We start from the raw sequence: 20,160 nt of genomic DNA on the forward strand, positions 1-20,160 counted from the left end.
TGTGGAACCACCCGATCCCATCCCGAACTCGGAAGTGAAACGCAGCTGCGCCGATGGTAGTGTGGCTCAAGCCATGCGAGAGTAGGTCATCGCCAGGGTTTACACCCAAAACCCCGCTGCTCACGCAGCGGGGTTTTTCTTTGAGCGCGGGAAACGCCGGTAGTGCCGGCCGCTGGCCGGCAACCCCGGTAGATCCACGCCATGCGTGGATGCTCCCCTCAAGGAACCAAGGTGCCAACCAAGGTTGGCACGCACCACTGGCGGTGCGCACAAAAAAAGCGGCGCCCCGTGGGGCGCCGCTTGAACCTCAACGATAGGGCTCGCCCTTACTTGGCCGAAGCCTTGTCCTTCATCATCGCGTCGCGGGCCGCCTTGAACGGGTTGCCCTCATACCAGTTCGGCCAACGATCGCCACCGGCCAGTTCCTTGCCGACGCCGTACATCAACTGCAGGTCTTCGACGGTACCGTCCAGCTTCCAGGTGGACGCATCGAACTCGTCCTTCGGGCCGTGGTAACGGTTGGCACCGTAATCCGCCGCAGCCTTGCGGCCGGCGTCCACGCCACCCTCGCGCAGGTCCTCGCCACCATCGGCGTACAGGGCCGGCACGCCGGCCTTGGCGAAGTTGAAGTGGTCCGAACGGAAGTAGAAGCCGCTCTGCACCGAGGTCTCACCGTGCAGCGTACGGTCCTGGGCCGCAGCCAGCGGCTTGAGGATGTCCTCCAGTTCCGAGCTGCCGAAGCCGGTGACGGTCACGTCCTTGGCGCGGCCAGCCACCGACATCGCATCGATGTTGATCACACCGGCGATCTTGTCCAGCGGGAAGGTCGGATGGGAGACGTAGTACTTCGAACCCAGCAGGCCGGACTCTTCCAGGGTCACCGCCAGGAACACCACCGAACGTTCCGGCTTCGGATCCTGGTGGGCCATGGCTTCGGCCACCTCAAGGATGCCGGCCACGCCGGTCGCGTTGTCGACTGCGCCGTTGTAGATGTTGTCGCCGGTTTCACCCTCGTGCTTGCCCAGGTGGTCCCAGTGCGCCATGTACAGCACGGCCTCGTCGGCACGCTTGCTGCCCGGCAGCACGCCCACCACGTTGCGCGACTGCTTCTGCGCGATCTGGCTCTTCAGGTCGACCGCGGCGGTGGCCTTCAGCGGCACCGGCTTGAAGCCGCGCTTGCTCGCATCCTTGTAAGCCTGCGCCAGGTCCAGGCCGGCACCGGCAAACAGCGCCTTGGCCGCGTCGGCACTCAGCCAGCCCTGCACCGGAATACGGGCTTCCGGGTCATCCTTGGCCGGCAGGTCGTACTGCGGGCCGGCCCAGGAGTTCTTCACCACGTCCCAGCCATAGGAGGCACCGGCGGTGTCATGCACGATCAGCGCCGCGGCGGCGCCCTTGCGGGCGGCCTCCTCGAACTTGTACGTCCAGCGGCCGTAGTAGGTCATGCGCTTGCCGTCGAACAGCTTCGCGTCGTCGACGTGGAAGCCCGGATCGTTGACGAACATCACGACCGTCTTGCCCTTCCAGTCCTGGCCGGCATAGTCGTTCCACTTCTGCTCCGGCGCATCGACACCGTAGCCGACGAACACCAGGTCGCTGGCATCGACCTTCACCTCGGCCTGGCCGGTACGGGTGCCGACCACCATGTCGGTGCCGAACTTCAGCTCGGTGGTCTTGCCACCCTGGGTGATCTTCAACACGGTCGATGCGTCGGCCGTGGTCTCGGTCATCGGCACGTCCTGGAACCAGCTGTCACCGTTGCCCGGCTGCAGGCCGATGCGCTGCATCTGGTCGCGGATGTAGTTGACCGTCAGTTCCTCGCCCTTGCTGCCCGGGGCGCGGCCTTCGAATTCATCCGAGGCCAGGGTCTTGACCATCTCGGCGAAGTCGCCGGCGTTGATCTCCGGGGAGAACTGATGAGCCGCCGGCTTCGCGGCAGCGGTGTCGGTGGCCGGTGCAGGCGCGGCGGCCGGCGTGTCTTCGCCTTTGCAGGCACTGAGCGCGGCCGCGGCGGCCAGGCACAGGAGGAGTTTGCGGGGCATCGTCGATTCCTGGAAAACAAAGGGCGGCCGCACGTCGTGCACGGCCGGTATCAGCGAGTATCACCGAACCGGGCGGTCCGGTGCGCTCAGTCCGCCGGGGCGGTTTCGGTGTCGAACGGGATCGGCTCGGCGCCGGTGACGGGTCCGATGCGGGCGGTGCGGTGCACGTACAGCACCACCTCGCGTTCGAACTGGAGGGGGCCGTTGACCACGGCATTCGGGCCGACGATCACACGCGGCTTGCGGCTGGCGGTGAGCGAGACGCTGAAGTTCGGCTTGCGCACGTGCACACCGCCGTTGACCTGGGAACCGATGCCGACGGTGATGTCACCGTTGACGGTCTCCACATCCTTGCCGACGCGGCTTTCGACCAGGCCGATGCCACCGTTCACGGTCTCGACGCCGCCTTCGATCTGGCTGCCGCGATCGGTGAAGATGCTGCCGTTGACGGTGCTGACGCTGCCGTGTGCAATCACCTCGCGGCCCAGGCGTACCCCGCCGTTGACCGTTTCAATCTTGCCAGTACGTGCACGGTCGGCCACCTTGACCCCGCCGTTGACGGTGTCGATGCTGCCGGTCTCGACGCCTTCACCAACCCGGATGCCGCCGTTGACGGTATCCAGCTTGCCGTAGCGCTGGCCAGGTTCGGCGCTGATGCTGCCGTTGACCTTGCTGATGTTGTCCTGGGCACCGGCCGGGCCGGCAACGAACAGGACGCCCAACAACAGCGGAATGGAAAGAGTTTTCATGGGACCTCGATGGATGTGCGGCTGGCAGGCCGCGTGCGGAGATGTCACCATTCCCCGGTACCCCCTGCAACTGCCTGAAGTCACTGGAAAGCCCTTGCGCAACAACGCCTTCCCATCACGCCGACATCACATCGCCGCTGCCCGCGGCGGGCGCTGCCTGCTGTTGGGGCTGGCCATCGCCTTGGCGCTGCCACTACAGGGCGCCGCGCAGACCACCCGCGAGACCGAGCGCAAGCTGCAGAAGCTGCGCACCGAGCTGAAAGGCGTGGCGCAGGAGCGGCGGCAGATTGAAGGCCAGCGTGGCCAGGCGTCGCAGCAGTTGCGCGAGGCCGACGAGAAGGTGGCCCGGACCGGCCGTGCACTTGCGCAGACGGAAACCGCGCTGCGCGAGCAGGGCCGCGCCCTGGCCGAAGCCGAACAGCGCCGCAACACCCTGCAGACCAACCTGGCCCAGCAGCACCGCGAACTGGCCGGGCTGTTGCGCGCGGCGTATCAGCTTGGCAACCACGCACCGCTGAAGCTGCTGCTGTCGCAGGACACGGTGGCCGATGCCAACCGCGCCCTGGCCTACCATCGCTACCTGCAGCGCGAGCGCGCACAGCGCATCACCACGCTGACCGCCGACCTGAAGGAACTGGAAGCGGTGCAGGCGCAGATCGCCGAGCGCAAGCAGAAGCTGCAGGGAGCGCAGCAGGACCAGAAGCAGCAGGCAGCCGCCCTGGAAGCCGACCGCCGCGATCGCGCAAAGACGGTGGCCTCGCTGGACGAACGCTTCAAGGACCAGCGCGAGAAGGAACAGGCACTGGGCCAGGACGCCAAGGCACTGGAAACGCTGCTGGCCAACCTGCGTGCCGCCGCGGCCCGGGCCGAAGCCGAGCGCCGCGCCGCCGCGCGTCGAGCAGCCGCTGAAAAGGCCGCTGCCGAGCGTGCCGCACGCCAGGCCGCCGCGCAGGGCCGTCCGCCACCGCCGCCCACCAAGGTCCCGCCTGCCGTGGCCTCTGCGCCGGCGCCGAAGGTGGGTGGCCTGGGCTGGCCGTTGTCGGGCAACCTGTTGGCCCGCTACGGCGGAAAGCTGCCCGACGGCCGCACCAGCAGTGGTGTGTTGATCGGCGCGCCCGCCGGCAGCACCGTCACCGCCGTGGCCGACGGCACCGTGGTGTTCTCCGACTGGATGACCGGCTACGGCATGATCCTGATCGTCGATCACGGCAACGGCTACATGAGCCTGTACGCGCACAACGACACCCTGCTGAAGGATGCGGGTGCCCGGGTCAGCCGCGGCGATGCGGTGGCCAAGGTCGGCAACTCGGGTGGGCAGGGCGTCACCGCGCTGTATTTCGAGCTGCGTCGTGGTGGGCAGCCGGTCAACCCGGACAGCTGGCTGCAGCGGCGCTGAATCCGGCATCGCCGCGTGCGGGTCGGATTCAACGGGAATTTAGCTGTGCTTCGCGCATAATCGGTGCATGTGCCTTGGGCACGATGCCAACGTCGACAGGAGTGATCCATGCGCGCAGCCCGTACCGCCACCCTCTTGCTGGCCCTGTTGCCGGCGCTGTCCTGGGCGCAGCAGACCGCGCCCGCCCCGAGCCAGGAAACCAGCGGGCAGGCAGCGAACAGCGAGGAGGCGGTGACCTCGAAGGTGCCGCTGGAGGACATCCGCCGCTTCGTGGCGGTGTACAACGCGGTGCGTGCCGCTTATGTCGACCCGGTTGATGACAAGAAGCTGATGCAGTCGGCGGTGCGCGGCCTGCTGCTCGACCTCGACCCGCACAGCACCTATTTCAACAAGGAAGACGCGCAGGCCTTCGACGAGCAGGCCAACGGCGCCTACGAAGGCATCGGCGTGGAGCTGCAGCAGCAGCCCGACAACGCCAGCATGAAGGTGATCTCGCCGATCGACGACACGCCGGCGGCCAAGGCCGGCATCCTCGCCGGTGACCTGATCATCGCTATCGACGGCAAGCCGATCAGCGCCATTGATGCGAGCGAACCGTTGCGTGGCCCGGCCGGCAGCAAGGTGGTGCTGACCATCGTGCGTGCGGGCAAGCCGAAGCCGTTCGACGTCAGCCTCACCCGCCAGACCATCCGCGTGACCAGCGTGCGCAGCCGCCTGCTTGAGCCGGGCTATGGCTACATCCGCCTGAGCACCTTCCAGGCCGACACCGGGTCGGACTTCCAGAAGCACGTGCAGCAGCTGCAGAAGCAGTCCGGTGGCCAGCTCAAGGGCCTGGTGCTGGATCTGCGCAGCAATCCGGGTGGACTGCTGACCGCCGCCGTGCAGGTGGCCGACGATCTTCTCGACAAGGGCAACATCGTCAGCACCCGCGGCCGCATCAGCATCAGCGATGCACGGTTCGATGCGACCCCGGGCGACCTGCTGAAGGGCGCGCCGGTGGTGGTGCTGGTCGATGCCGGTTCGGCCAGTGCCTCGGAAGTGCTGGCCGGCGCGCTGCGCGACAACAAGCGCGCGCGCGTGGTCGGCAGCCGCACCTTCGGCAAGGGCTCGGTGCAGACCGTGCTGCCGCTGGACAACGGTGACTCGGTGAAGCTGACCACCGCGCGTTACTACACGCCCAGTGGCAAGTCGATCCAGGCCACCGGCATCGTGCCGGAGGTCGAATTCAAGCCTGCCGCGCGCCCCGAAGATGACGCGTTGCCGGCCAGCCTGAGCGATTACAGCGAAGCGACCCTGCCGGGGCATCTGCGTGGTGACGACGAAGGCACCGAGGGCTACCACGCCGGCGCGGTACTGCCGGGCGACGGCCCGATCAACGACGCGCTGGCCGAACTGAAGAATCCCGGTTCGGTGGCTGCACGGTTGAAGGCCGAAGCGGCGAAGGCAGATGCCGCCAAGGCCGCGAAGGCCGCTGCGGCGAAGCCGGAAGCAAAGGCCGAGCCGAAGCCGGAAGCAAAGCCGGAAGCAAAGGCCGAGCCGAAGCCGGAAGCAAAGCCGGAAGCAAAGCCGGAAGCAAAGCCGGAAGCAAAGCCGGCACCCGCGCCGGCCAAGCCCTGACGGTAGCGCCGGGCCATGCCCGGCGTCGGCTCAAGGGCGGAAGAAGAAAACAAATGCCGGCCAGCGGCCGGCACGACCGGGGCGGTCAGAACCCGTGCCGCTTGCGCAGCCGGCGCGCGATCGCCGCACGAACATAGACCCCGTACACCAGGCCAAACACGAAGCCGCCGATGTGGGCCCACCAGGCCACCATGCCGAAGCTCGGGCCGATATGGGCGAACACCACCTGCAGCGCGGCCCATACGCCGATCAGCAGGTAGGCCGGGGCCCGCACGAACTCCAGGAACAGGCCGAGCGGGATCACCACGCCCAGCCGCGCCCCCGGGAACAGGGCCAGGTAGGCGCCGATCAGTGCCGAGACCGCGCCACTGGCACCGATGATGATCTGGTCCGGGCTGCCCATGGTGTAGATGGCCACCAGGTTGGACACCGCGCCGCCGACCAGGAACAGCAGCAGCAACCGCCATGGGCCCAGCACGCGCTCGGCGGGCAGGCCGAAGATCAGCAGGAAGACCAGGTTGCCCAGCAGATGCGACCAGTCCGCGTGCAGGAACAGGGCGGTGAACAGGCGCAGCACGCTGCCGTCCTGCAGCGTCGCCCACCAGTCGAGCGGGTGGGTCAGGCCGGTGGACAGGGCGCCCCAGTCCAGCCAGAGGCTGCCGCGGGCATCGTCCGGGCGCGAGATCGACCACAGGAACGCCAGCCACAGTGCCGCAAAAAGCACGGGCGTGGCCCAGCGCAGGGCCGCCTTCTTGCGCGACGGGAGGGAGACGAACATGGCACTAGCCTAGCGTGCGGGCGCTTGCGACGGGGATTGTCCTGTTCAGCTTTTGAGACGAAAAAACCGCCTGCGCCGTTATTGTTTCATTAACGGCTCTGGGTAATACTCGCATACGGCGTCGTATGTCGGGAGGGGAATCCGGCGCGCTTCGACGGGCCCCCGGGCCTGGCGGGCGCAGGCGCACTCAGAGCACCATCACCGCTTACCGGAGAGAGAACTACGATGCAAACCGCTTCCACCATTGCCCGTCTGACCCTGCTGGCCGTCGGCGTTGCCGGTGCGCTGGCCGCCGCCGACGCCAACGCCGCCGCCTTCCAGCTGAAGGAAAACAGCGCCAAGGGCCTCGGCCGCGCGTTCGCCGGCTCCACCTCCGCCGAAGGCGACGCCTCGGTCATCGCCACCAACCCGGCCTCGATGCGCCTGCTCGACGGCACCATGCTGCAGGGCGACGTCAGCGCCATCAGCTTCGGCGCCAAGTTCCGTGGCAAGGGCCAGTACGGTAACGGCGCTCCGATTTCCGGCGGCAACGGCGGCGACGCCGGCATGATCGCCCCGGTCCCGGCGGCGTACTTCCACCTGCCGTTCGGCGAGAAGGAGAACATGCACTTCGGCGCCTCGCTGACCGTGCCGTTCGGCTTCAAGACCGAATACGACCGTGACTGGGTCGGCCGCTACAACGGCGTCAAGACCGAGCTGCAGGCGATCGACCTGGGCGTGGCGTTCTCCTACGACGTCAACCCGTACCTGTCGTTCGGTGCGTCGGTGTTCGCCGAGCGCCTGAACGTCGACCTGACCAGCGCCGTCGATACCGGCACCGCGATCAACGCCACCGCCCAGCGCACCGCTGCGGCGCGTGTCCTGGCTGCCGGTGGCACTGCAGCCCAGGCTGCAGCCGCTTCGCAGGCCGCAGCACGCCAGGCCGCCCAGCTCGGCTTCTCGCCGGGCACCGCCGATGGCTACCTGCGCATCAAGGGCGACGAAGTGTCGGTCGGCTACACCCTGGGCATGACTGTCAGCCCGGTGGAAGGCACCAACATCGCCTTCAGCTACCGCTCGAAGGTCGAGCACAAGATCACCGACGGCAAGGCTGACTTCACCATCCCGCAGAACGCTGCCGCCTTCCTGGCCACGGCCGCCCCGGGCACCTTCATCGACAGCAACGGCCGCGCCACCATCACCCTGCCGGCCAGCGCCACCATGAGCGTCTCGCACCGCGTGAACGACCAGTGGAAGATCATGGCCGACGTTTCGCGCACCGCGTGGAGCAAGTTCGACCAGGTCACCGTCGACTATGACTCCAACCAGCCGGACAGCGTGCTGCCGTTCCACTACCGTGACACCACCTTCGCGTCGATCGGTACCGAGTACCGCATGAACGACAAGCTGACGCTGCGCGGCGGCCTGGCCTACGACCAGACCCCGACCACCGACGCCCACCGTGACGTGCGCGTGCCGGACACCACCCGCAAGTGGCTGTCGCTGGGCCTGACCTACGCGGCTTCGGAGAAGATGGAATACAGCGTGGGCTACACCCACCTGTTCACCAAGGATCCGGACATCACCTCGACCTCGGCCACGGCCAACACCGTGATCGGCAAGTACAAGGTCAGCGGCGACGTGCTGGCGGCTTCGATGCAGTACAAGTTCTGATTCGGGCGATTGCCTGAAGCAGTACACGGAAGGCCCCGCGCAAGCGGGGCTTTCTTTTTTGTGGGCTTCGGGCCATCCACGCATGGCGTGGATCTACCGGCAGACACGCGTAGCGCGCGGATCGATGACAATAGCGCCATGAACCTGTCCGACCCGAACTTCCAGCTGGAGCTGGCTGCCAACATCGCCGTCGCCGGCTCGATCCTGCTGGCCGGCCGCAACAACGTGCACACCTGGTGGCTGGGCATCGTGGGCTGCGCGCTGTTCGCCGCGGTGTTCGAGCGTTCGCACCTGTATGCGGACATGGTGCTGCAGTTCTTCTTCATCGCCATCAGCGTGCTGGGCTGGTGGCAGTGGCTGCGCGGCGATCATGGTGCGCCGCTGCCGATTACTTCATTGCGGCCGCGCGCCTGGGCCTGGCTGGCGCCGCTGGCGGTGGTGGCCACCTTCGGCTACGGCTGGATGCTGACCCGCCTGACCAGCGCCTACGCGCCGTACATCGATTCGGCGGTGCTGGTACTGAGCGTGATCGCGCAGATCCTGATGATGCGCCGCAAGCTGGAATCGTGGTGGGTGTGGCTGCTGGTGAATACCGTGGCGGTGCCGCTGTACTACAGCCGAGGCCTGCACCTGACCTCGATCCTCTACATCGGTTTCTGGATCAACGCGCTTGTCGCCCTGCGCCACTGGCGGCATCTGATGCGGACCGAGGCCAGAGCAGCCGATGCCGCTGCCTGAGCGCGTTGCGCGGGGCCTGGTGGTGGGCAAGTTCTGCCCGCTGCACCTCGGTCACGAACGACTGATCGAATTTGCCGCCACACGCTGCACGCAGCTGCTGGTGATTGGCTGGTCGCAGCCGGGCTTCCCAGGGTACAGCGCCGCGCGTCGTGAGCGCTGGCTGCGAGCGCGATTCCCGCAGGCCACGGTGGCAGTGCTCGATGATGCGCGACTGGCGGCATTGTGCGCCCAGCAGGGGGTGCCGGTTCGCAGGCTGCCGCAGGACAGCGACAACGTGCAGGTGCAGCGCGCATTCACGGCCTGGCTGTGCCTGAACCTCTTCGGAGAGGCAGTGCAGGCGGTGTACACCGGTGAGGACTATGGCGATGGCTTCGCGCAGGCGCTGTCGGCGCACTTCGACGCGCCGGTGCGCCACGAACGGCTGGAGCGCACGCGTGATGTCGGCCAGGCCAGTGGCACCCAGTTACGTGCTGACCCACATGCGTGCCGCGAGGGCCTTTCACCGGAGGTGTACGCCGGATACGTGCAGCGAATAGCCTTCATCGGCGGCGAGTCCAGCGGAAAGACAACCCTCGCGCGGAGGCTGGCCGAACGCCTGCACACCGCCTGGGTACCGGAGTTCGGCCGCACGCTGTGGGAGCAGCAAGGTGGCGAACTGCTACCAGAGGATCTGCTGCACATCGCAATGACACAGCCGCGGCACGAAGATGAGGCCGCACGGCGCGCGCAGCGCTGGCTGTTCTGCGATACCACGCCGCTGGTGACGCTGGGTTACAGCGGATGGATGTTCGGTACCGCACCGGAACCGCTGCTGCAGGCCGCGCGACGAAGGTACGACCTGTTGTTCCTTTGTGCACCGGATATTCCCTTTGACCAGGACGGCACCCGCGTGGGCGAGGCGTTCCGGGCGCAGCAGCATGCGTGGTATCTGCAGCAGTTGCAGGTAGCAGGTGTCGCGTATGTGTTGCTGGAAGGCGATCTGGAGACGCGCATCGCGCGTGTGCAGAGCGAGCTGGCGAAGCGGGCAGACAACCGGTTCAGTGTGGCGGCATGATCGTCGCCGGGCACGGCCCGGCGCTACCGGTAAACCACAAAAAACCCCGCTTTCGCGGGGTTTTTCGTTTACCGCAGCAACCGGGTGATCAGTCGCCCAGGGTCAGCAGCGAGGCGTTGCCACCAGCGGCGGTGGTGTTCACCGTCACCGTCTTCTCGGTGGCGAAGCGCAGCAGGTAGTGCGGGCCACCGGCCTTCGGACCTGTGCCGGACAGGCCCTGGCCGCCGAACGGCTGCACGCCGACCACCGCACCGATCTGGTTGCGGTTGACGTAGACGTTGCCGACGTGGACGCCGTTGCTGATGCGGTCGACGGTCTCGTCGATGCGCGAATGCACGCCCAGGGTCAGGCCGTAGCCGGTGGCGTTGATCTGGTCGATCACCGCATCGAGCTGGTCGCCCTTCCAGCGGATCACGTGCAGCACCGGCCCGAAGATTTCCTTGTGCAGCTGGCCCAGGTCCTTCAGTTCATACGCGCGCGGTGCGAAGAAGGTGCCGTTGGCCGCTTCGGTGGAGAGCTCGGCGGCGGCGATCAGGCGTGCTTCGCGGTCCATGCGCGCGGCGTGGTCCTGCAGGATCTTCAGCGCATCGGCGTCGATCACCGGGCCGACGTCGGTGGACAGCAGGCCCGGGTTGCCGACCTTCAGTTCCTTCATCGCGCCGGCCAGCATGGTCATCACCTTGTCGGCGATGTCGTCCTGCACGAACAGCACGCGCGCGGCCGAGCAGCGCTGGCCGGCGGAGGTGAAGGCCGAACCGATCGCGTCCTTGACCAGCTGTTCCGGCAGCGCCGAGGAGTCGGCGATGAAGGCGTTCTGGCCGCCGGTCTCGGCGATCAGTACGCCAATGGCGGCATCACGTGCGGCCATCGCGCGGTTGATCGCACGGGCGGTGTCGGTGGAACCGGTGAAGGCGACGCCGGCCACACGCGGGTCGGCGGTCAGCGCGGCGCCGACGGTGGCGCCGTCGCCCGGCAGGTACTGCACCACCTCGGCCGGAACGCCAGCGTCGTGCAGCAGCTTCACCGCGTAGTAGCCGATCAGGTTGGTCTGCTCGGCCGGCTTGGCGATGACGCTGTTGCCGGCGGCGAGTGCAGCGGCCACCTGGCCCAGGAAGATCGCCAGCGGGAAGTTCCACGGGCTGATGCAGACGAACACGCCGCGGCCGTGCAGCTGCAGTTCGTTGGATTCACCGGTCGGGCTCGGCAGCTTCTCGGCGTGGCTGAACTGCTCGCGCGCCTGCTTGGCGTAGTAGCGAAGGAAGTCCACCGCTTCGCGCACTTCGGCGATGCTGTCGGGCAGGCTCTTGCCGGCTTCCTTCACGCACAGCGCCATGAATTCCGGCATGCGTGCTTCCAGCTGGTCGGCGGCGTGCTCGAGGATGGCGGCGCGGCTGGCGGCCGGGGTGCGGTTCCAGGCCGGCTGCGCGGCCACGGCATTGGCCAGGGCCTTCTGCACGGTGGCGGCGTCGGCGGCCAGCCACTGGCCGACCACTTCGCGGGTGTCGGCCGGGTTGGTCACCGGCAGCGCGGCGCCGGCCGGGTTGGCACCCGGTACCAGCGGAGCGGCCTGCCAGGGCTTCACGGCGGCGTTGATCTGCTCGGCCAGGGCGCGCAGTTCGTTGTCGTTGGCGAGGTTGGCGCCCATGGAGTTCTTCCTGTCGTGGTTCTGGCTGCGCAGCAGGTCAACCGGCAGCGGGATCTTGGGATGCGGAATCGATGCGAACGAGGCGACCATCTCGACCGGATCGCGGATCAGGTCAGCGATCGGCACGCGCTCGTCGGTGATGCGGTTGACGAAGCTGGAGTTGGCGCCGTTTTCCAGCAGGCGGCGCACCAGGTACGGCAGCAGGTCTTCATGCGAACCGACCGGCGCATACACGCGGCAGGGCAGGCCCAGGCGGTCGGCCGGCACCACTTCGGCGTACAGGTCGTCACCCATGCCGTGCAGCTTCTGGTGCTCGTACACGCCGCCGTTGGCGATGCTGCGCACCGCGGCAATGGTGTGCGCGTTGTGCGTGGCGAACATCGGGTAGATCGCATCGGCATGCGTGAACAGGCGCTTGGCGCAGGCCAGGTAGGAGACGTCGGTGTTCTGCTTGCGGGTGAACACCGGGTAGCCCGGATAGCCTTCGATCTGCGCGCGCTTGATCTCGGCATCCCAATAGGCGCCCTTGACCAGGCGCACCTGCAGGCGGCGGCCGGCGCGGCGCGCCATGTCGGCCAGGTGGTCGATCGTGTACGGGGTGCGCTTCTGGTAGGCCTGCACGACCACGCCGAAGCCATCCCAGCCGGCCAGCGAGGCGTCGGAGAACACCTGCTCGATGATGTCCAGCGACAGTTCCAGGCGGTCGGATTCTTCGGCGTCGACGGTGCAGCCGATGCCGTAGCTCTTGGCCAGCTGTGCCAGTTCCAGCACGCCCGGCACCAGGTCCTTCAGCACGCGCTCGCGCTTGGCGTGCTCGTAGCGCGGGTACAGCGCCGACAGCTTGATCGAGATGCCCGGTGCGTTGTTGACGTCGCCGTCCGGACGGCCGCCGCGTGCCTTGTGATCGCCGCCGATGGCGTGGATCGCACGACGGTAGTCTTCCAGGTAGCGCAGCGCGTCCTTCATGGTCAGCGCGCCTTCGCCCAGCATGTCGAACGAGTAGCGATAGCTGGCGTTGTCGCCCTTGTGCGAGCGCGACAGCGCTTCGCTGATGGTGCGGCCCATGACGAACTGGTGGCCCATGATCTTCATGGCCTGGCGCACGGCCAGGCGCACCACCGGCTCACCGACGCGGCCGACCAGGCGCTTGAACGCGCTGGGCGCATCGGCGCGGGTGGCGTCGTTCATCTGCACCAGCTTGCCGGTCAGCATCAGGCCCCAGGTGGAGGCGTTGACGAGCACCGAGTCGCTGCCGCCCAGGTGCTTTTCCCAGTCGGCATCGGCCAGCTTGTCGCGGATCAGCTTGTCGGCGGTGTCCTGGTCCGGAATGCGCAGCAGCGCCTCGGCCACGCACATCAGCAGCACGCCTTCCTCGCTGCCCAGGTCGTACTGGCGCATGAAGGCTTCGATGGCGCCCTGGTCCTTGGCACGCACGCGCACGCGGCCGACCAGATCGGCGGCCAGTGCCTGCACCTTGGCCTGCTCGTCGGCGGGCAGGCGGGCCTGCGCCAGCAGCTCGCGGACGTGGCTGGCCTCGTCCTTCAACCAGGCATCGGTGATGGCCTGGCGGAACGGGTTGGGGGGCGCCGGCAGTTCCGGCGACAGCAGCGCGCCGGGACGCGGGGCGTCGTGCGCGGCAGGGGAGGAGGAAGGTGCGTTCATGCCGGTCCGGCCAGTGGAAAACTTGGCGATTTTAAACATTTTTGCGGCCTTCGGAAGTGCCGCGCAGACACCTTCATGAAGGGCTGATAGCCCCTAACGGTGGTGGATTCGGCGTGTTCATAAATCCTGCCAATATTTGTGCCGAATTCGTCATTCGTTCCGCCGACCTCATGCTGTGTTGCAGCATCGGAAAAAGTGTGAATGCACCCTTGCTACCGGCGAGAGGGCGGGGCTACCATCGAGACGTTTCCCGCGGCAGGAACGCGGTTGCGACATGATCGAGGTGCTTCCAGCTCCGGATGGGTCAGGTACGCAGCTGCGGCTGCGTCCCCCACGGGCGCTCGATGCCCGGCAGTTCGTCCTGTTGTTCACCGTGTTGTCGGGTGCGATGTGGCTGGTGTCCGCCCTCGGGTGGTTGGCCGGCAATGCATTCGCCCCCCTGTTCGCGCTGCTGTACAGCCTGGTGCTGGCGGCGGCGCTGCGTGCCTTGTGGCGCAGCGGTGAACGGCAGGAGGAGATCCGGGTAGTGCCGGCGTACGTGGAGGTCATCCCCGTACCCGGTGGATCGCCGGTGTTCCGGGCCCACCCCCACTGGGTGCGCCTGCTCACCGACGACGAGAGGGTCCGGCTGGCATCCAGCGGCCGGCAGGTGGAGGTGGGGAGTTTCCTCGCGCCGGCCGAACGTCAGACGCTCGCAGAGACACTTGAAAGCTTGCTCGCCGCCAGCGATGGCGGCAACCGACGACGCTAAGGGTCTAGGCAATGAAGCAAAGCAGCAGGTGGGGCACGAAGTGCGTGAACGCGGTTGCCGCAGTGCTGGCGACCGGGGGACTGATGCCGGCGTTGGCCTGGGCCCAGGCGGCCGATCCCAAGCCGTGGCAGCTGAACATGGGCAAGGGGGTGACCCAGACCTCGCGCCTGGCCTGGGAATCGAACAACCTCTCGTTGATCATCTGCACGGTGATCGGCGTCATCGTGTTCGGGGCGATGGCCTACGCCATTTTCAAGTTCCGCAAATCCAAGGGCGCGGTCGCCGCCACCTTCAGCCACAACACCAAGGCCGAGATCATCTGGACGGTGATCCCGGTGATCATCCTGATCGTGATGGCATGGCCGGCCACGGCCAACCTGATCAAGATGTACGACACCCGCGATGCCGAGATGACGGTGAAGGTCACCGGCTACCAGTGGATGTGGAAGTACGAATACCTCGGCGAGAACGTCACCTTCACCAGCCGCCTGGACCGCGAGTCGGATCGGGTGCGGCAGAGCGGCATCGTGCCGACCCGCGAGAGCCATCCGCACTACCTGCTGGACGTCGACAACCGGCTGGTGCTGCCGGTCGATACGAAGGTGCGTTTCGTCATCACTTCCGACGACGTGATCCACGCCTGGTGGGTGCCGGCGCTGGGCTGGAAGCAGGACGCCATCCCCGGTTTCATCAATGAAGCCTGGACCAGCATCGAGCAGCCCGGTGTGTACCGCGGGCAGTGCGCCGAGCTGTGCGGCAAGGACCACGGCTTCATGCCGATCGTGGTCGAGGCGGTGTCCAAGGAAGACTTCAAGCAGTGGCTGGCGCAGCGCAAGCCTGCACCGCCGGCCGAGCCCGCTTCCCCTGCGGCACCTGCAGAACCGGCTGTACCTGCGAGCGAAGCACCGGCAGCACCGGCGGCCGCCGAAGCCGGCAGCGCACCTGCCACCGCAGCCAGCGGCGCGTGATGTAAAGCCCGCGGCCGCTCGCGGCCGTGGTGACAACCGATTCTGAGAGGTGTTTTGCAATGGCGCACTCGGCAGTTGGGCACGACGATCACCATCACCACCAGAGCTTCTTCGAGCGTTGGTTCTTCTCGACCAACCACAAGGACATCGGCACGCTGTACCTGGGTTTCAGCTTCATCATGTTCATCATCGGTGCGGCGATGAGCGTGGTGATCCGGGCCGAGCTGGCGCAGCCGGGCCTGCAGTTCGTCAAGCCCGAGTTCTTCAACCAGATGACCACCGTGCATGCGCTGGTGATGATCTTCGGCGGCGTGATGCCGGCCTTCGTCGGCCTGGCCAACTGGATGATCCCGCTGCAGATCGGCGCGCCGGACATGGCACTGCCGCGCATGAACAACTGGTCGTTCTGGCTGCTTCCGGTGGCCTTCAGCCTGCTGCTGCTGACCCTGTTCCTGCCCGGTGGTGCACCGGCCGGTGGCTGGACCCTGTACCCGCCGCTGTCGCTGCAGGGTGGCTACAACGTCGCCTTCAGCGTGTTCGCCATCCATGTGGCCGGCATCAGTTCGATCATGGGCGCGATCAACATCATCGCCACCGTGCTCAACATGCGCGCGCCGGGCATCGACCTGCTGAAGATGCCGATCTTCTGCTGGGCCTGGCTGATCACCGCGTTCCTGCTGATCGCGGTGATGCCGGTGCTGGCCGGCGCTGTGACCATGCTGCTGACTGACAAGTTCTTCGGCACCAGCTTCTTCAACGCCGCCGGTGGCGGTGACCCGGTGATGTACCAGCACATCTTCTGGTTCTTCGGGCATCCCGAGGTCTACATCATGATCCTGCCCGCGTTCGGCGTGGTCAGCGAGATCATCCCGACCTTCAGCCGCAAGCCGCTGTTCGGCTACCAGGCGATGGTGTACGCCACCGCTGCGATCGCGTTCCTGTCGTTCATCGTCTGGGCCCACCACATGTTCACCGTGGGCATGCCGCTGGGTGGCGAGATCTACTTCATGTTCGCCACCATGCTGATCTCGATCCCGACCGGCGTGAAGGTGTTCAACTGGGTCAGCACGATGTGGCGCGGTTCGCTCACCTTCGAGGCGCCGATGCTGTGGTCGGTGGCCTTCGTCATCCTGTTCACCATCGGCGGCTTCTCGGGCCTGATGCTGGCGATCGTGGCGGCGGACTTCCAGTACCACGACACCTACTTCGTGGTGGCCCACTTCCACTACGTGCTGGTGACCGGCGCGGTGTTCGCGCTGATTGCCGCGGTGTACTACTGGTGGCCGAAGTGGACCGGGCGCATGTACAGCGAGAAGTGGGCCAAGGTGCACTTCTGGTGGTCGATCGTGTTCGTCAACCTGCTGTTCTTCCCGCAGCACTTCCTCGGCCTGGCCGGCATGCCGCGCCGCATTCCCGATTACAGCGTGGCGTTTGCCGACTGGAACCTGATCAGCTCGATCGGTGCGTTCGGCATGTTCGTCACGCCATTCATGATGGCCGCGATCCTGCTGTCCTCGCTGCGCAACGGCGAGAAGGCCGAAGCGCGCAGCTGGGAAGGTGCGCGTGGCCTGGAATGGACGCTGCCGTCGCCGGCACCGGCGCATACCTTCACCACGCCGCCGACCATCCGCCCGGGAGACCTGGCGCATGACGACATCACGCACTGAGGTGGGGCATGCATAACGAGAGCCCGCTCCCGATCGGTAGAGTCGACTGTCAGTCGACTCGTGAAGTGCAGCCGGCAGGTAGAGTCGACTGTCAGTCGACTCGCCAGGTGCAGCCGACTAACTACCAAAACCAAAACCAAAACCAAAGCCAGACCGAAGCCCAACGCCAAAGCATCGAACAGCAACGCCAGCGCGCCAGGCGCACCGCCCTGTGGGTCGGCGCCATCGCGGTGCTGGTCTACGTCGGGTTCATCCTCAGTGGGGTGATCGGCCGATGAGCGACGCACCGGCCACCGCGACCTCACGCAGTGCCGGGCTGCCGCGCCTGATCGGTGTGGCGGTGGCGGTGTTCCTGCTCACGTTCTCGCTGGTGCCGCTGTATCGCATTGCCTGCGAGAAGGTATTCGGCGTGCGCCTGGAGCGCGGCCCCGGCAGCGAAGCCAGCGCAGGTGCCGCAGCCGGCAAGCGCACTGTGCGCGTGGAGTTCGATGGCGGCGTCAATTCGCGCCTGCCGTGGTCGTTCCATCCCGAACAGCTGACCATGGACGTGGTGCCCGGCGAGCTCAACGAAGCGTTGTACTTCGCCCGCAACGACAGCCAGCAGGCGGTGGTCGGCAGTGCGGTGCCCTCGGTGGCACCGGCGCGCGCGTCGGGTTTCTTCAGCAAGACCGAATGCTTCTGTTTCACCGCGCAGACGCTGCAGGCCGGCGAGAAGCGCGACATGCCGGTGCGCTTCATCGTCGATCCGGACCTGCCGCCGGAGATCAGGACGATCACCTTGTCCTACACCTTCTACCGCAACGACGCGTTGTCCGATCGGCTGGCTCCGGCCGCCACCTCGGAAGGCGCGCACGCCGCACCCTGACCCGGATACCGACATGGCCCAGACACCGACCGACGCCAACGTGTACTTCGTCCCGGCCCAGAGCAAATGGCCGTTCGTGGGTTCCATCGCGATGATGGTGACCATGGTGGGCGTGGCCAGCTGGCTCAACGATGCCAGCTGGGGACGCTGGACGTTCTACATCGGCATCGCGATGCTGGTGCTGACCCTGTTCTGGTGGTTCAGCGACGTGGTGCGCGAATCGCAGGCCGGCAACTACAACCACCAGGTCGATGGCTCGTTCCGGATGGGGATGATCTGGTTCATCTTCTCCGAGGTGATGTTCTTCGGCGCCTTCTTCGGCGCGCTGTTCTACACCCGCAACCTGGGCCTGTCGTGGCTCAGCGGCGAAGGCCGCGGGGTGATGACCAACGAGCTGCTCTGGCAGGGCTATTCCGCCGGTTGGCCGACCAACGGCCCGGCGGCGATCGGTGGCGCCTTCCAGACCATCCCGGCCTGGGGCCTGCCGCTGATCAACACGCTGATCCTGCTCACCTCCGGCGTGACCCTGACCATCGCCCATCACGCGCTGAAGGCGGGCAACCGCCGCCAGCTGCTGATCTGGCTGGGCCTGACCGTGGTGCTCGGCCTCGGCTTCCTCACCCTGCAGGCGGAGGAGTACATCCACGCCTACAAGGAACTGAACCTGACGCTCGGCTCGGGCATCTACGGTTCGACGTTCTTCATGCTGACCGGCTTCCACGGCGCGCACGTGCTGCTGGGCACGATCATGCTGATCGTGATGTGGCTGCGTTCGGCCAAGGGACACTTCACCCGCGACAACCATTTCGGCTTCGAAGCTGCCGCGTGGTACTGGCACTTCGTCGACGTGGTGTGGCTGATGCTGTTCCTGTTCGTCTACGTGCTTTGATCGCGCACGCGTCGGTGGCCTCAGCCGCCGATGCCGTGCGGTTTGATCCAGCCCATGTAGATGCTCACGATCACCAGTACGATCAAGGCCACCGACACCGCGATGCGGCGCGTCAGTGCATTGACCGTGCGCTTGGTCTGGCCGCGGTCGACCACCAGATAATACAGGCCGGCGCCCAGGTTCCAGACGATGACGATCAGAAACGCGATTACCAGCAGGGTCTTCAGCGAATCACTCATGCGCGGCTCGAGGGCAGGGTGGATGTGCCTATCTGACCGCGTTTGCGCGGACTTGTCATGATGCGCCAGCACACGCGCGTGCTCGGATGGCTGCTGGCGGTGCTGGCAATGGCCGGTTTCACCGCATTGGGACTGTGGCAGCTGCAGCGCATGCATGCCAAACAGGCAATGTTGGATGCACAAGGTCCAGCCGCAGCGCAGGTACTGTCGCTGGCACAGGCGCTCGCCGCACCCGGCGCGTTGCATGGCGTGGCCGATCACGGCCGCTTCCTGCCCGGCGTGGTGCTGCTGGACAACCAGACCCGGCACGGCCGCGCGGGCGTGAAGATCTACCGCCCATTCCGCAGTGACGAGGGCAGCGTGCTGCTGGTAGATCTGGGGTGGCGTGCGCTGCCGCCGGATCGCACGTTGCCGGATGTGCCGTCGCCGCCTTCGCCGGTGGCCGTACGTGGGTTGCTGGCGCCGCCGCCGTCGGCCGGATTGGCACTCGGTCCCGCATTCTCCGCCTCGGGGGAAGCGGGCCGCTGGCTGGCCAGCCGGTTGCCGGCCGAAGGCCTGGCCCGCGCGCTGGGGGTGCAGTCGCTTCCCGATCGTGTACTGCGCCTGGACCCGGCGCTGCCATTCGGTGACGAGCGCGACCTGGACCTGCTGCCGAACACGCTGCCACCGCAGCGCCACCTGGGCTACGCCGTGCAGTGGTTCGGGCTGGCCCTGACCGTGCTGGTGGTGGCGCTGGTGCTGGAATGGCGCCGGCGGCAACGTTGACCGGCTCCGGAGGGTGCCGACCTTGGTCGGCACCATCTCCCCCGACCAAGGTCGGGGGCTACCAGAGCGTCGACCGCTTCCTTCCACCCAACCATGAGAAAATGCCCCGCATGAACACTGCTACGTCCCCGCAGGCGCGCGGCTCCGGCCGCCGGACCCTGGTGCTGCTGTTTGCCGTGTTCTTCGGGGCGATGGCGCTGGCTGCCGTGCTGCGCTTCTCTGGCTGGCAGCCCACTGGGCACCGCAATGCCGGCCAGCTGCTGAAGCCGCCGGTGGACCTGCGCCAGCAGCGCCCGACCCTGGCCACTGGCCAGGCCTACCCGTGGAACCCCGAGGCCCGGACCTGGCGCCTGCTGGTGGCACCGGCTGGAGCCTGCGACGCGCAGTGCGTCACTTTGTCGCAGGGACTGGGCAAGGTGTGGCAGCTGTTCGGCCATAACGCCGATAATGTCGAGATTCTGTGGCTGGGTACGCCACCGGCGTCGATCGCCTCGCTGCCCGCGCTGCGGCCGCTGGCTCCGTCGCCAGCCCTGCGCGCGGCATTGCCGGGCGTTGATGATCCGGCTGGCCTGCCGGTCTACGTGATCGATCCGAACGGCTTCGTGATCATGCGCCATGCCCCCGGCAGTGACCTGGGTGGCCTGCGCAAGGACATGGCCACGTTGCTGAAACTGAAGTGAGT

The 20,160-nt window shown here is 66.8% G+C and carries 18 protein-coding genes and 1 rRNA gene; 14 read left to right on the forward strand and 5 right to left on the reverse strand.

Annotated features, from left to right (window positions below; translation table 11 throughout):
• A 5S ribosomal RNA gene (rrf, locus tag AC5P88_RS00005) occupies positions 1-98 on the forward strand; the annotation flags it as partial.
• A 228-nt stretch (positions 99-326) separates the two neighbouring features.
• Here the strand turns inward: rrf and AC5P88_RS00010 are convergent.
• Positions 327-2,042 carry a M28 family metallopeptidase gene (locus tag AC5P88_RS00010; RefSeq protein WP_106549700.1) on the reverse strand — a complete coding sequence of 572 codons (1,716 nt, stop codon included), beginning with the start codon at positions 2,040-2,042 and terminating at the stop codon, positions 327-329.
• Positions 2,043-2,128: 86 nt separating this feature from the next.
• Positions 2,129-2,791: a DUF4097 family beta strand repeat-containing protein gene (locus AC5P88_RS00015; RefSeq protein WP_106549701.1), complete on the reverse strand. Its 663-nt coding sequence runs from the start codon at positions 2,789-2,791 to the stop codon at positions 2,129-2,131.
• Between the two features lie 94 nt (positions 2,792-2,885).
• On the opposite strand from AC5P88_RS00015, the gene AC5P88_RS00020 reads away from it, so the two are divergent.
• Together AC5P88_RS00020 and AC5P88_RS00025 are read left to right on the forward strand one after the other, a co-directional pair.
• Positions 2,886-4,187, forward strand: a complete 1,302-nt coding sequence (locus AC5P88_RS00020; protein WP_495223948.1) for a murein hydrolase activator EnvC family protein — start codon at positions 2,886-2,888, stop codon at positions 4,185-4,187.
• A gap of 108 nt (positions 4,188-4,295) precedes the next feature.
• Positions 4,296-5,804 (forward strand): S41 family peptidase, encoded by a 1,509-nt coding sequence (locus AC5P88_RS00025; RefSeq protein WP_495223950.1) that lies wholly within the window; start codon positions 4,296-4,298, stop codon positions 5,802-5,804.
• Positions 5,805-5,889: 85 nt separating this feature from the next.
• Here the strand turns inward: AC5P88_RS00025 and AC5P88_RS00030 are convergent, their stop codons facing one another.
• The gene (locus AC5P88_RS00030; RefSeq protein WP_005407784.1) at positions 5,890-6,582 is read right to left on the reverse strand and encodes a rhomboid family intramembrane serine protease; all 693 of its coding nucleotides are present in this window, start codon (positions 6,580-6,582) and stop codon (positions 5,890-5,892) included.
• 225 nt (positions 6,583-6,807) lie between these two features.
• Between AC5P88_RS00030 and AC5P88_RS00035 the strand changes: the two genes are divergently transcribed.
• The 3 genes from AC5P88_RS00035 (at position 6,808) to AC5P88_RS00045 (ending at position 10,027) form a co-directional block, all read left to right on the forward strand.
• Positions 6,808-8,235 (forward strand): outer membrane protein transport protein, encoded by a 1,428-nt coding sequence (locus AC5P88_RS00035; RefSeq protein WP_106549704.1) that lies wholly within the window; start codon positions 6,808-6,810, stop codon positions 8,233-8,235.
• 138 nt (positions 8,236-8,373) lie between these two features.
• Positions 8,374-8,973 (forward strand): nicotinamide riboside transporter PnuC, encoded by a 600-nt coding sequence (gene pnuC / locus AC5P88_RS00040; RefSeq protein ID WP_495223952.1) that lies wholly within the window; start codon positions 8,374-8,376, stop codon positions 8,971-8,973.
• Positions 8,960-10,027 (forward strand): AAA family ATPase, encoded by a 1,068-nt coding sequence (locus AC5P88_RS00045; RefSeq protein ID WP_495223954.1) that lies wholly within the window; start codon positions 8,960-8,962, stop codon positions 10,025-10,027. Before pnuC ends, AC5P88_RS00045 begins: the two co-directional genes overlap by 14 nt.
• Before the next feature lie 88 nt (positions 10,028-10,115).
• Here AC5P88_RS00045 and putA read toward each other — a convergent pair whose 3' ends face one another.
• Complete coding sequence (gene putA / locus AC5P88_RS00050) at positions 10,116-13,334, reverse strand: bifunctional proline dehydrogenase/L-glutamate gamma-semialdehyde dehydrogenase PutA (protein ID WP_495223955.1); 3,219 nt, start codon at positions 13,332-13,334, stop codon at positions 10,116-10,118.
• Positions 13,335-13,608: 274 nt separating this feature from the next.
• On the opposite strand from putA, the gene AC5P88_RS00055 reads away from it, so the two are divergent.
• From AC5P88_RS00055 to AC5P88_RS00080, 6 genes are all read left to right on the forward strand, one after another.
• On the forward strand, positions 13,609-14,085 hold the full coding sequence (locus tag AC5P88_RS00055) for a DUF2244 domain-containing protein (protein ID WP_004153894.1): 477 nt from the start codon (positions 13,609-13,611) through the stop codon (positions 14,083-14,085).
• A gap of 11 nt (positions 14,086-14,096) precedes the next feature.
• Positions 14,097-15,053, forward strand: coding sequence for a cytochrome c oxidase subunit II (gene coxB / locus AC5P88_RS00060; RefSeq protein WP_495223956.1), 957 nt, complete (start codon positions 14,097-14,099; stop codon positions 15,051-15,053).
• A gap of 59 nt (positions 15,054-15,112) precedes the next feature.
• Positions 15,113-16,720 carry a cytochrome c oxidase subunit I gene (gene ctaD, locus AC5P88_RS00065; protein WP_005407790.1) on the forward strand — a complete coding sequence of 536 codons (1,608 nt, stop codon included), beginning with the start codon at positions 15,113-15,115 and terminating at the stop codon, positions 16,718-16,720.
• 107 nt (positions 16,721-16,827) lie between these two features.
• Positions 16,828-16,998 (forward strand): hypothetical protein, encoded by a 171-nt coding sequence (locus AC5P88_RS00070; RefSeq protein WP_495223957.1) that lies wholly within the window; start codon positions 16,828-16,830, stop codon positions 16,996-16,998.
• The gene (locus AC5P88_RS00075) at positions 16,995-17,585 is read left to right on the forward strand and encodes a cytochrome c oxidase assembly protein (protein ID WP_106549710.1); all 591 of its coding nucleotides are present in this window, start codon (positions 16,995-16,997) and stop codon (positions 17,583-17,585) included. The genes AC5P88_RS00070 and AC5P88_RS00075 overlap by 4 nt, the downstream gene beginning before the upstream one ends.
• A gap of 13 nt (positions 17,586-17,598) precedes the next feature.
• Positions 17,599-18,474 carry a cytochrome c oxidase subunit 3 gene (locus AC5P88_RS00080; RefSeq protein ID WP_005407793.1) on the forward strand — a complete coding sequence of 292 codons (876 nt, stop codon included), beginning with the start codon at positions 17,599-17,601 and terminating at the stop codon, positions 18,472-18,474.
• A gap of 20 nt (positions 18,475-18,494) precedes the next feature.
• Here AC5P88_RS00080 and AC5P88_RS00085 read toward each other — a convergent pair whose 3' ends face one another.
• Positions 18,495-18,713, reverse strand: a complete 219-nt coding sequence (locus tag AC5P88_RS00085) for a twin transmembrane helix small protein (RefSeq protein ID WP_099551637.1) — start codon at positions 18,711-18,713, stop codon at positions 18,495-18,497.
• A gap of 57 nt (positions 18,714-18,770) precedes the next feature.
• Here AC5P88_RS00085 and AC5P88_RS00090 point away from each other — a divergent pair, with 57 nt between their 5' ends.
• Positions 18,771-19,478, forward strand: coding sequence for an SURF1 family protein (locus tag AC5P88_RS00090; protein WP_495223958.1), 708 nt, complete (start codon positions 18,771-18,773; stop codon positions 19,476-19,478).
• Between the two features lie 110 nt (positions 19,479-19,588).
• Positions 19,589-20,158: a redox-active disulfide-containing membrane protein gene (locus tag AC5P88_RS00095; RefSeq protein WP_495223959.1), complete on the forward strand. Its 570-nt coding sequence runs from the start codon at positions 19,589-19,591 to the stop codon at positions 20,156-20,158.
• Positions 20,159-20,160 lie beyond the last annotated feature (2 nt).

The organism is Stenotrophomonas sp. YJH_SMC_8, assembly GCF_059371315.1.